8 protein-coding genes are annotated in these 12,335 nt (G+C 50.6%); 6 read left to right on the top strand and 2 right to left on the bottom strand.

The annotated features are described in order from the left end of the window. The 6 genes from HGH92_RS19815 to HGH92_RS19790 all read left to right on the top strand — a co-directional run bounded on the left by HGH92_RS19815 (window position 1) and on the right by HGH92_RS19790 (window position 9,599). Window positions 1-2,133, top strand: a complete 2,133-nt coding sequence (locus HGH92_RS19815) for a TonB-dependent siderophore receptor (RefSeq protein ID WP_168872486.1) — start codon at window positions 1-3, stop codon at window positions 2,131-2,133. Window positions 2,134-2,210: 77 nt separating this feature from the next. Then, window positions 2,211-2,393, top strand: a complete 183-nt coding sequence (locus HGH92_RS19810; RefSeq protein ID WP_168872485.1) for a pinensin family lanthipeptide — start codon at window positions 2,211-2,213, stop codon at window positions 2,391-2,393. Between the two features lie 807 nt (window positions 2,394-3,200). Next, entirely contained in the window at window positions 3,201-6,368 is a 3,168-nt protein-coding gene (locus HGH92_RS19805; RefSeq protein WP_168872484.1) for a SusC/RagA family TonB-linked outer membrane protein, read from the top strand. 18 nt (window positions 6,369-6,386) lie between these two features. Beyond that, window positions 6,387-7,892 (top strand): RagB/SusD family nutrient uptake outer membrane protein, encoded by a 1,506-nt coding sequence (locus tag HGH92_RS19800; RefSeq protein WP_168872483.1) that lies wholly within the window; start codon window positions 6,387-6,389, stop codon window positions 7,890-7,892. Window positions 7,893-7,910: 18 nt separating this feature from the next. Continuing rightward, on the top strand, window positions 7,911-8,603 hold the full coding sequence (locus HGH92_RS19795; RefSeq protein WP_168872482.1) for a fasciclin domain-containing protein: 693 nt from the start codon (window positions 7,911-7,913) through the stop codon (window positions 8,601-8,603). Window positions 8,604-8,612: 9 nt separating this feature from the next. Then, the gene (locus tag HGH92_RS19790; protein WP_168872481.1) at window positions 8,613-9,599 is read left to right on the top strand and encodes a DUF5007 domain-containing protein; all 987 of its coding nucleotides are present in this window, start codon (window positions 8,613-8,615) and stop codon (window positions 9,597-9,599) included. Between the two features lie 51 nt (window positions 9,600-9,650). Here the strand turns inward: HGH92_RS19790 and HGH92_RS19785 are convergent, their stop codons facing one another. Together HGH92_RS19785 and HGH92_RS19780 are read right to left on the bottom strand one after the other, a co-directional pair. Further along, window positions 9,651-11,483, bottom strand: a complete 1,833-nt coding sequence (locus HGH92_RS19785) for a lanthionine synthetase LanC family protein (RefSeq protein WP_168872480.1) — start codon at window positions 11,481-11,483, stop codon at window positions 9,651-9,653. Continuing rightward, complete coding sequence (locus HGH92_RS19780; protein WP_168872479.1) at window positions 11,467-12,333, bottom strand: thiopeptide-type bacteriocin biosynthesis protein; 867 nt, start codon at window positions 12,331-12,333, stop codon at window positions 11,467-11,469. Before HGH92_RS19780 ends, HGH92_RS19785 begins: the two co-directional genes overlap by 17 nt. Window positions 12,334-12,335 lie beyond the last annotated feature (2 nt).

Here is a 12,335-nt window from a genome sequence, read left to right as displayed (position 1 = left end):
ATGCATAAAACATTACCTGCATTGATAGGTCTGAGTGCTATTTCCCTGTACAGTTATGGCCAGCATGATACCGACAGCCTGCGTAAACAACGGTTGCGGGAAATTATCGTACTGGATAAAAAGAAAACCATGAAAGCAGACAGCATGGCGTCCACTTTGCGACTGGAAGGCCGCCTGCTGGAGACGCCCCAAAATATCACCAGTGTGACCAGTGAACTGGTCCGCGAACAAGGCGGCCTGGAAATGAAAGACATCGCCCGTAATGCCAGTGGTGTAAAAATGAGTTACAACAGCTCTGTATTCGACGCTTCCACTACCATTATGGTCAGAGGTTTCGGTGCCATCACCTATGTTAACGGCATGCCGCAACGCAGCACCATGGGCGCGCTTATAGACGATGCCGCCATGATAGAACGGGTAGACTTTATCAAAGGCCCTGCCGGTTTCCTGCTCTCTTCCGGGGAGCCGGGCGGCAGCATTAATATCACCACTAAAACGCCCGGCCCGCAGCGTATCCGCCAGATAGAAGCCGCCGGTGGCAGCTTCGGGCTGCTGCGTGTGTCCGCCGACGTGGGTTCGGCTGTGCAGGCAAAAGGTTTTTCTTATCGCATCAATGCCGCCTATCAACAACAACAGAGCTTCCAGGATTTTATCAAAACCAGGAAATACATCGCTTCACCGGCCATACAATATAACTTCAAGCCCGGCACCTTCCTGCTGGCAGAGTATAACCTCATACGCATGACCGCCGACGGCGGCAGCAGCGTCACCCAAACAGGTACCGACGCTGATGTGCTGCAACACCGCATCGGCAACAATTACGCCGGCGATCCCAACCTGCCGCAATCCTATACCATGTCGCAAAGCGTGCGGCTGATGTTCGCGCATCGCTTTAACAACCGCTGGAAATTGACCATTCAGTCCAAATACACCGCCACGCCAAGCGCTACATGGTCGTTGCTTTCAGACAACTACTCCCCCGTCAACTTTGACAATACCAATATCACCAGGCGTATGTCACAGTATAGTAACGTCAACGGACGAGTGGCCGCCACACAGGCTTATATCAACGGCACATTCAACACAGGCCGCGTTGTCAGTCATCAGCTGGTGGCGGGCATCGACTATAACTATAGTAAAGATGATTTTTCCGTTGCCTATGGCCGGTACAAATTTACATTCGACCGTAACCATCCGCAGTACGGCTTACCCAAAGACAGCGTAGCCGAGCTGGGCAAACCAAGACTGATCGTCAGAGAAAATAACTGGTGGTCAGCCTTTGTTTACAATACCACCCGCGTACATCAACACTGGCTCTTCAACTATGGTGGCCGTTTCACCTTTAACATGCCCGTTACCACCAACGCTAAAACACCACTGCGAAATGAAACCGCTTTCTCCCCAAGGCTGGGCATCACCCGCCTGTTCGGTGAAAACACCAGCGTATATGCCGTATATGACCAGTCGTTCATTCCACAGGCCGGCGCCGACTTTGCCGGCAATAACTTCAAATCGTTGCGTGGCAACAGCTTCGAAGTGGGCGCTAAACGCGAATGGTTTCAGCGTAAGCTGATCACTACGCTGGCAGGCTACCATATCATCAAAAACAACCTGTTGGTATCCGATCTGCAACATCCCGGTTTCAGCCGGCAGATAGGACAAGCCACCAGTACAGGTGTGGAAGCGGATATCATCGGACGGTTGTCCGACCGTCTCACAATATCTGCCAATTACGCCTATACGTACGCGATCACCAGCAAAGATACCCGCCCGGAAAATGAAGGCACCAGGCTGGCCTTCACCCCGGAACAGATGATCAACACCTGGGTGCAGTATGCCATCCCGGTAACACCGAAGGCACGCCTGAGCATCAGCGCCGGACAAAGCACCGTTACCCGTACCGCCACCTATACACCGGACGTATACCTGAAAGGCTATACGAAACTGGACGCAGGCGTCGCCTGGGATGCCGGCCGCTGGTATGTGCGCGTGATCGCAGATAATCTCACCAACAAAAGATATTTCTCCAGTGGCGACATCCTCATCGGCTCTATTCATGAAGGCGTAAAAAGTTACTACTACATAGAAGGAGCGCCGGTTTCATTCAAAGCCTTCGCAGGCGTGAGACTATAGCCACCTAAGATATTGCGCAATAAGGGGATAAGCCGAAACCCCATAACAGTAGGCATCACTATCAAAAACACTATTTTATGAAAGATCAATCCATCAATCTCCAGTTGAGCATCGACGACCTGAAAATTGACAGCTTCGTCACCAGCCTTGACAACGAAATGAACATGCGCCTTGCCGGTGGCCTCGCGGGCCAGAGCCACCCAACGCATACCCTGCAGACAGATGACGAGGGCCATCTGTGCACCACTATCATCTGCTAAGGTTATACGAGCAGAAAAGTAAGAAGGCTGGACCAAAAGCAGATGCTGCTTTTGGTCAGCCTTCTTTTTTTGCTCCAAAAAAGCACAATATTTGCATACTCTTTACCAATAACTGCAAGATAATTTAAGGCTTTGTAAACAAATTGTCAGAAAACAATCCAACGCAGCCTCCGTAGGGATTTAAGCCCTAATTTACTAGACAAATTGAAAGCCGTTACACAACGAATGAAAGCATGAGCTATTGAAGTAAACTGAACATTGAAAAAACGTTGTAATTCTATCCTTGATTTGTTAGTCGCGGGCCTCGTGTAGTCAGCTTCTTATTTTTTATGTCAACCAAAATTTAAAATTGATTTAACCGTACTGCTCACTTAACACTGATAACATATTGTTCTGAAAATCTTTTTCCGTGCCCGGAATCAAGCTGTCTTTTCCCTGAAAAGGAAAGGAGATACGGCTGCTTCATGCACAGGACCTAACCGCTAAATAGTGAAACACAGGTTATGCACAGGTCGTGCGTAACATCTTCCCATCAACCAAAAATCGATAACATGTCTACACTTCTTTTCCAGGACCACATCCGTGGCAGCTAAGCCGTATCTGCACGGCATGCAGATGTAATTTTTATGAACGATAGTTTGCTACCCCTTGCCCTGTCACCACGGGGCCTGGCCGTTTATTGCCCGCTGCGTTCATAAAATCCTTCACCTGACAAGCCTGTTTGTATACAGGCAAAAGGCGCTGCTATAGCAGGGCCAGGCCGTGCCATGCCTATTATCAACCACTTTCATCAAAAAAAACATTACAATGATCAAGCGACTTTTACATGCTTTCAGTTTGTTGTGTCTCGCGCTATCAGTGCAGGCGCAAGACCTGAAGATAACGGGTATCGTCAGGGACGAAACCGGCTCACCGCTTCCGGGAGTTACCATCATTGAGAAAGGCCTTTCTTCCAATGGCACCACCTCCGCAAGCAATGGTATCTTTACCATCACCTTAAAGGGACCATCCAAAACACTTCAATTCTCTTTTGTTGGTTATTTGTCACGCGAAATCAATGTCAGCAATAAGAACAATGTAAACATCACCCTGTCGGCAGATTCAAAATCACTCAAAGACGTAGTGGTGATCGGCTACCAGGAAGTATCGCGGAAGAAAAACACTGCAGCCATTTCCAGCGTAAAGGGCGATGTGATCAAAGACATACCTGCGCCCAGCTTTGACATGTTACTGCAGGGCCGTGTTGCCGGCGTAAACGTGCAGAACTTTTCCGGCGAACCGGGAGTTCGCAATACTTTTGTGGTAAGGGGCAACACCTCCGTGCTCAGAGGCTATGATGCCGCCAGGGCCGTCAGTTCCCCGCTCTTCGTGATCGACGGCATCCCCACCACTACCGACGACATCAGCCAGATGACATATGGCCAGGGCACCAATACCAACCTGCTGGCCGGCCTGAACCCAAACGACATAGAATCCATTGACGTACTGAAAGACGCTTCTGCCGCCGCCATATATGGTTCCAGGGGCTCCAACGGCGTAATTATCATTAAAACAAGAAAAGCACATGCCGGAAAAGCACAATTCAATTTCAGCACCTACCATGGCGTGTCAGAACAACGTAAGCTCACCGAACTGGTGACCGGGGCGGAAGAACGAAGAATGAAACTGGATGTGCTCAACCAGTACAACCAATGGGAAGACAATTACAAACTGCCGCAGATGCTTACCGACAGCCTCAATCCAACCTTCAACAACAACACCGACTGGCAAGGGCTTTTCTATCAGCGAGGCATGATCCACAATTATGACATGTCTATCTCCGGCGGCACAGAGCTGGTCAACTACCGCGTGAGCCTCGGTCACTACAACGAAGAAGGCATCCTGAAAAATACCGGGTTCAAAAGATACAGCATGATCTCCAACGTAAGCATACAGATCACGCCCAAACTCAGTAACCGCACCATCTTCCGGTTATACAGAACAGACCGGCCGCGCTCTGTCAATGAACGTACCGGCGGTAACTTCTCCTTCAGCAGCGACGCACTGCCCTCATCCTTCTACAAACTCACCGATGCCGGTGAAGAGTTCCTGGTGGGCAACGGCCGCAAGATGGACAAGAACATCAACAACAGCCTGCAGCTGAGCACAGTCTTTAACTATGCCGTGCTGCCATCACTGATGTTCAATACCACCGTATCATACGAGGCCTCCAATTCCAACCGTGATTACTATTCACCCAGCGTAGTGAGAGACAACGGTTTCGGCTTTGCCTCTTCCTTTGCAGACAAATCCGAACACCTCACCGTCTTTAACACCCTTGAATACACGAAAAAGCTGGGCCAGCATACGGTGAACCTGATCGGTGGCCAGAACATGGAGTACAATGCTTACCGCAATACTTATGCAGATGCAGACTTCATTGCGAGCGACTATGTCAATACCGTTAACACGGCCAACAAAAATTTCAGCACCGCCAGTTCCGCGTTCCAGGAATACGGTCTTCAGAGCCTCTTTGCAAGGATGAACTATGACTTCAAAGGTAGATACCTGCTGTCTGCCGTTTTTAATGCCGATGCCTCTTCCAAGTTTGGCAAAAACAACCGCTGGGGCTATTTCCCTTCTGTATCGGCAGGCTGGATCATCAGTGATGAAGCATTTATGCAAAGCAGCAGCAACTGGCTCAGTTACCTGAAAATACGCGGCAGCTATGGCATTACCGGAAGTCAGCCGCAGGACAACTACCTCGGCTACAACACTTACACGGTAAATGCCGCCAAATTCGGCGATAAGAGCAACTCACCCGCCACCACCTACAACGGAGGCTCCGTGATCATCCCTAACTATTCAAGCGGCATCGCGCAGAAAAACCTTTCCTGGGAACAATCCATCCAAAGCAACATCGGACTGGAGGCCACTTTCTTCAAAGACCGCATCCGCCTCACCGTAGACGCCTATTCCCGTGGCACCAGCCGCGGTTTCTTCGACTACAAACTGCCGATCTACAGCGGCTATGACCTCGCCAAGACAAATGCCATCGGCATCCGCAATGCCGGCGTGGAACTGATGATCAACAGTAAAAACCTGTCAGAGAAAAGCGCGGTACAATGGTTCACCGACTTCAATATTTCCTACAACCAGAACGTGATCACCAGCCTGCCTAACGGCGGCAGAAGCCTTATTGTGTCGTATAACGGCGGCGCCTATGGTTTTGACTATCTGCTTGACGTAGGTAAACCCGTTAACCAGATGTTCGTGTTTGAAAACAGGGGCGTTTATTCCAAAGATTCCGATGTGCCCTTTAACCTCCTTACAGGGCAGCCGTTGAAAAACGTGGTGGGCGTGGCTTACAAGGCCGGCGACCCGATCATCGTGGACCAGGTAGGCAACTTCAATATCAAAGGCCCCATGGACCAGATCGTGGGCGGCGATCCCAACCCAAAATATACCGGTGGTATTAATAATACCATTTCCTATAAAGGGTTTTCATTTTCGTTCTTTCTCACTTTCACCCTCGGACGCCAGATATTGAACTCCTATATGATCCGCCGTTATGTCAACCTGTTCGACGGCAGTGGCGACGATGGCGAAACCAAGCTGGCCAAAGGCGCGCTCTTCGACCTGAGCAAGGTGAACTACTGGAAAAAGCCGGGAGATATCGCTGATATTCCCTCGCTCTCCCTGCGTTCAGCCGACCGGGACTATCACTACGCCTGGCTGGATGGCTCCACCATGTATATCCAGAACGGCTCCTACTGCCGTCTGAAGAACATCAGCGTTAACTACTCCTTTAATCCGCGGGTACTGAAAACACTAAGGCTCAACCGGCTCCGTGTATACGGCATCATGGATAACGTGTTCACGCTGCAGCGGTCCTCCATTCCGGATGCGGAAGCCGTAAATGCCTATGGCATTTATGACGGCGACGGGTACCCTATCCCGACAAAATTCACACTGGGAATTGATCTGGGCTTTTAACGTTAAAAACTAAAAGATATGAAACGAATACATATAATTGTCTGCCTTCTGTGCATGGCCAGCATGCTGGGGATGTCCTGTAAAAAAGTGCTGGAACTGAATCCCCGGGAAACACCGTCCAGCGGTGTTTATTGGCAGAATGAAAACGATGCGCTGGCCGGCCTGCTCGGCGGCTACTCGCTCCTCCGCGATGCACTCACCGATGAAAACCGCTACTACGTATACGGCGATGTTCCGTGTAACACGTTCCTCATCACCTATGGCAGTGACTACGCCATACACCAGTTGCGTGACGGCTCCTTTGATGGTTCCTACTACGGTTACCTGGAAAACCTTCAGGACTGGACACCCTTCTACAAAGCGATCGCACAGGCCAATCTGCTGATCAAAAAAATACCGGCCATTCCTGTCAGTGCATTTAAAGTACAGGACAGAAAAAACTATTTTCTCGGCGAAGCATACTACCTCCGTGCATTCAACTATTTCTTCATTTCGAAGGTATGGGGAGATGTGCCGCTTGTTACTGAGGCCGTAGAAGATGTGTCGGAAGCTAAAAACTATGGCCGTGAGGCCCAGCAGAAAGTGCTGGAACAAGCCATCGCCGACCTGGAACAGGCCAAAAAACTATTGCCGGTAACGACAGAAAACACCGGTGACCGCGGCATCAGGGCCAGCCTTGCCACCGCCCTGGCACTGGAAGCACACATCTATGCCTGGATGGGCAACTATGCCAAATGTGAAGAGAACACCCGTGAGATCGTGAACAATCCCGGCAAATTTAACCTCACGTTCATCACCGACTCCGCCACCTACGTGAAGATGACCCTCGGACATTCCACGGAGAGCATCTTCGAAATCAATATCAACTACAATCAGAATGAAGGCTCCAAAAAAGGTATCGCCGAAAGAACGCTGTACGACCCGTTCCTGGCTACCCGTAAACCAGTAAATACCGATGATGTTCCCTGGCTCGTGAATATGGAGACTATCGACAAAATCTATGACCGCTTCGGTAGCGACACCACCGATCTGCGTTTCAAAGTATGGTACTATGCGCTTGATGGCAGATGGCCCATGCTCAGGAAATATTCCAGCGTCATCTATAAAGATGGCGACATCAAACGGGACCCCTGGTTTTCCAATAATATCCTGGTCTCCCGTTTGTCAGATATTATACTGCTCCGCGCAGAAGCGCTCTTCAAACTGGGTGATGAACCGGGCGCACGCGCACTGGTGGACAAGATCCGGCAACGCGCCGGAGTAACGCCAACCGACCCGTCCCTCACCGGTGACGACCTCTTTACTTTCATCGTATACGAAAGAGTAAGAGAGTTATATGCCGAAGGACAGACCTACTGGGACCTCTGCCGCACTAAAAAGCTGGGGGACTTCAACGACAAACTCTCCGGCTCATTCACCCAGGGAAACGCCAACTACGGCAGGACCTACTGGCCTATCAACAGGGACATCTTCAAAGACAACCCTCTGATGAAACAAACACCTTACTGGAACGGAAGACTGTAACCATCTAAAAAAAAGATCATGAAAAAGATCACCCACTATATCTTTCTTGGCTGTATACTGCTGGTGGCATTCCAGTCCTGCAAAAAGGATTATATCGTTGGCGGGAACCTTCATTCCGCCAAATTCAACGGAAGTACGTACGAATACCTCCATACTAACCACCTGTTTGATACGCTTATCCTCCTGATTGACAAGACAGGATTAAAAGACGAAGTAAATGCCAACAATACCACTTTCTTTGCTCCGACCAACTATTGCATTAATAATTATGTAAAAAAAGTGGTACAGACTAGGCTGCAATTGCAGACCGGCGATGAAAACCTGGTATTCAACTTCGACCAGCTGGATTTTCCCGGCCTGAAAGACTCCCTGCGGGCTTATATCTTCCAGGGAAACATTACGCGTGACTCCCTGAATAAGTACGGGACCATGTATTCGGCCAAAGACGGAGAACAACGCCTCATCACCCTGGAGGAAGACCCCAGCAATACATATGTGAACGCCGGCTTCACGGAACGTCCGAAATATATTTATATCACCAAAATCTTTGGCACCAGGGACCCGGTAGATCCGGACTCGCTGGCCGCTTTGCCGGAATCACAGCGGGATGTAAAAGACATCATCCAGTCGTCTGGCATCATTACCAACAATGGGGTGGTGCATGTAATAGGCAACTCCCATATTTTCACTTTCGCCAAGCAACCAAAATAAAGTCAGACTATGAAATCAATCCAACGCATATACGAAAAAGGACTGCTGATACTGCTGGTCATCGCAGCGTTCATGTCCTGCAAAAAAATCGTCCCCGGCTATATCAGCGATCAGATCAGATACGTGGACGACACTTTCCGTGTACCCAAAGGCACCTACTTTACCGCAGATGCACGTTCTTTCCAGGGCGATGGCACCAGCTATCCGCTAAGCGTAAAGCTGGTCGACATCCGTGACCTCGCCACCGGTAAATCCATTAAGGCCTTTACCGATTCACAGGAAATACTGGTATTTACCAAACTGTTCGATCCCAACAGGGACACTACTGTGGAGCAATTGAATGCTATCCGGACCAAACAGCGCGTTCCACCTTTGCAGATAGTAGAGAAATCGGGCCAGCTGATCATTAACAATGGCTCTATCAATATTCCCAATGGCAACTATACTTTCGATATCAGCGTGGCCAACGAAAGAGGCATCAAGATATTCAAGAATATATCCGTGATTCAATTGTACCTGCTGGAGTTCCAGGACATCAGCAAAGGCTGCGCCTGGTTCAAGAACAATACCACCACCAGCGGCGATATCGGTTCACCGGATATGACGTACAAAAAATTATCCAACGATGGTTTCCGGGTGATCCTGAAAGTCACGGACAAAAACGGCACGCCGTTTAACCCGAAAGCAGGAGAGCTTATCAAACGTGGCGACAGGCCGTTATTTGAAAGCTACTCGCGCTTCCACCCGGTACAGTATACCGATTCCAGCATGATCTGTGATTTTGAGGTAACTCCTTTCCCGCTGAAGGAAGTTACGGGATACGGATACCTCATGTATTACAGGATACCGAGCGACTTTGTGAAAATAGATCCGGGCGTAGCCCCTACCACCGATCCTGTCTATAGCGTAAACCCCCGGTTTTCGTTCAGACTGTTTGTCCCGGGCACTTATGAAGTGACCGTTAAGGTGCCCAAAGTCACCAGGAAGAGCGTCTAATAACTGAAAAAGGCCGCCCCGGAAGTAGTTTTTACTTTCGGGGCGGCCACTTCAGCTAACCGGTTGAATGAAACCCTGCCGCCGCATGGAGAGCGTTTGTGCCACGAGCGCCGACAATGCCTGCTCCCGGTCGGCCGTATTAAAACAGCGGAGTAATATTTCTTCCAGCGTGTAACCTCCCTGAAGATGATCAAAAATGGCAGCTGTCAGTTTACCAACAGGATAAACCGCCACACCATATTCGTAAGCCTGTAGCAGATAATAATACTCCCCCGCCTCGCCGGATCTTTCCTGTTGGTCCCACTGCCATTGTGTACGGCACAACAGCACTTGTTCCACAACCGTCCACTTTAGCTGCAACACCTTATCCGGAGCAGCTTCCGGCAGACCCCCGAAAATTTCTTTCCGCCTCGTGTAATATAACAGTCCTTTATGTTCCCGCCACAAGGAAGTCAGCTGCTGCTCAAACGCAAAACAGTCCGTCACCCGCACACGGCTTTCTCCCGGCAGCGTATTTATAGCATGCTGTAGATGATCTTCCAGGGTATTTATGTTTTCTGTATCCGGCAATGTCCACCCATGTGTTTTCAACAGTGCAAACGTATGAGGATAGTACCTGGCAAACAGCTGCTGTTTGACTGCGCCAGGCGCATACAAAGGACTTGCCTGCCGGTTAATACCGATGACCGGATGCAGTACCGCATCCTCGTTATAGGGCATCAATACAGATGCCAGCAAATACCCTACGCCGGCAAGGCCGGAGAACAGTCCAGGGTCCTGCATCATCGTAGGCACGTAGCTGTTATAAGTGCCGTGCACCTCCCGGTAACGAACAGCTGCTGACGCTATTACCTGCGCTGTTTGCCGCAATGCCGGCCTTCCCAATACTTGCGCTGCCTGCAACAGCAGCAAAACAATACCACCGTAGCCACTGCACAGCGTGAAGTCACCGCGTTGCAGCAACTGTGCGTCTTTCAGTGACCGTTGCAGGGCATCCTCCACCTGTTGCAGATACTCTGGCCGGGACGTTTGCCTGTGCGCGAACAATCGGGCAACACCAATGCCTGCTGCGCCATGGGCCCAGGTATTCGTATCAGCGGCATCTTCCCGGAAACGCCGGATGTCCCAGTGGAAAAAGTCTTCCCGCTCCAGGCAGGTACTGGTCAGGCGTAGGTCCAGCCAGTTGCCGGCGGCGGCGTCATAGTACTGCATTTCATATTCCAGTGCCTGTTCCGCCAGATATTGCAATCCTTCGTCCCTGAAGTATGCACCCACCTGCATCAGTGCATAAGCGATGCCGGAAGCGCCATGGGAGAAACCGGTCAGGCTGTCATAACTCATCTTCACATGGCCCCATCTCCATCCTTTCAGCGCCGGCCGTGCCTGTTGGATCAGTTTGTCCGTCAGCGACCGGATGACCGGCAGCAGCGTTTCTTCCTGCGTATATGCATGCAGGTAAGTGAGCATAAACATATTGCCGGCATGGCCGCTCAGCCAGTCGTCCTGCAATACGCCCTCTGATATGTCATCTTTGAAATGCGCTGTCAGTTCCAGCGCGCGGTCCAGGTAACGCTGATATGTAGTGGCTTCGTACATTTTGACACACAGGTACAACAGTCCTGTGGCGCCGGTGTACAGCGTATAGTACTGTTGTTGCAATACCTTTGGATGCCAGAGCAGTGTATCCGATGCTGTTATACAAACGTCCAGGTAATGCTGTTGTTTGTAATAGTCATATAGCCGCAGATAAAAAAGGATAATACCGGCGCTGCCGTTGAACAGGTCCGTCTTTTCGGCGATGGTTTCCTTTTGCAGGCCAGGCAGTACCAGTTGTGCAATACGGGCCAATTCCGTTTCTATGATCTTTTTATCCGGGGATTCCATAGATATGTTCCAGGCATTTACAGGTGAAATACATAATATAGGCTTCATCAAGATTGGAAACACCGAGACGGTTGTGCCCCATGTGCAGGAAACTGCCCGCCACGGCTGCCAGTTGTTCATCTCCGAAGCCTTGCTGCCGGTACTGTGCAAAAACATCACGATTGCCTTCTGTAAAGGTTTGTAATGCCGGTGGCGCGTTTCCCTGCTCCATTCCCTGCCATAGCTCCGCTGCGGCAGGTGCCAACACCGGGGCATAAGCCAGAAACTTTTCGTGCATTCGTTGCAGGTAATGGTCATGCTGTTGTTGCCGGTCTTGTTCCGGAAGAAACAGCCGCGGCAGCCACGCGGCTATAAAACGGCGACAGACTTGCAGCGTGTGCAAGGGCGTCAGTTGCAATGCCTGCAACAGCGCCAGGTTCAACCGGATGGCCTGCATCAGGGCGCCAGCCGGGTTGAGCGACTGTAACACACAGGCCGAAGAAAGATGAAACTGCTGTTCTGCCAGCGGCACCGTGTATACGTTACCGTAACGCCCTGTCTCCGGCACATAGGGTATGTACTGCCAGGAATCATTCGGCAGCAGCCGTTGCGATGGGTAAGCACTATCCTGCCGGCTGGATGGATAAGCGGCAAAATAAGCCCGGGCCTGATCCTCCAGTAAGCGCTTTATTTCCGTTTGCCGTTCATCGGCTACGTGTAACCGCAGGCGTATATGCGGCCCGCCCTCCCAATAACGAATAAAGAAATAAGGACAGCCCGCCTGCTGCACTGCCGGCGTGACCAGCAGTTGCAGCAGCCTGTCATGGTCACCGCCATGGAAAAAGTGTACAGACAGCCAGGTACTTTGCATAA

It is taken from the genome of Chitinophaga varians (assembly GCF_012641275.1).
GTDB lineage: Bacteria > Bacteroidota > Bacteroidia > Chitinophagales > Chitinophagaceae > Chitinophaga > Chitinophaga varians_A.
Note: the sequence above shows the minus strand (reverse complement) of the source record. Positions and strands in the feature narration are given on the sequence as shown.

Excerpts from the sequence above, each read along its gene's own strand:
- HGH92_RS19815 (WP_168872486.1), top strand. The coding sequence starts at position 1 with ATGCATAAAACATTACCTGCATTGATAGGTCTGAGTGCTATTTCCCTG.
- HGH92_RS19810 (WP_168872485.1), top strand. The coding sequence starts at position 2,211 with ATGAAAGATCAATCCATCAATCTCCAGTTGAGCATCGACGACCTGAAA.
- HGH92_RS19805 (WP_168872484.1), top strand. The coding sequence starts at position 3,201 with ATGATCAAGCGACTTTTACATGCTTTCAGTTTGTTGTGTCTCGCGCTA.
- HGH92_RS19800 (WP_168872483.1), top strand. The coding sequence starts at position 6,387 with ATGAAACGAATACATATAATTGTCTGCCTTCTGTGCATGGCCAGCATG.
- HGH92_RS19795 (WP_168872482.1), top strand. The coding sequence starts at position 7,911 with ATGAAAAAGATCACCCACTATATCTTTCTTGGCTGTATACTGCTGGTG.
- HGH92_RS19790 (WP_168872481.1), top strand. The coding sequence starts at position 8,613 with ATGAAATCAATCCAACGCATATACGAAAAAGGACTGCTGATACTGCTG.
- HGH92_RS19785 (WP_168872480.1), bottom strand. The coding sequence starts at position 11,483 with ATGGAATCCCCGGATAAAAAGATCATAGAAACGGAATTGGCCCGTATT.
- HGH92_RS19780 (WP_168872479.1), bottom strand. The coding sequence starts at position 12,333 with ATGCAAAGTACCTGGCTGTCTGTACACTTTTTCCATGGCGGTGACCAT.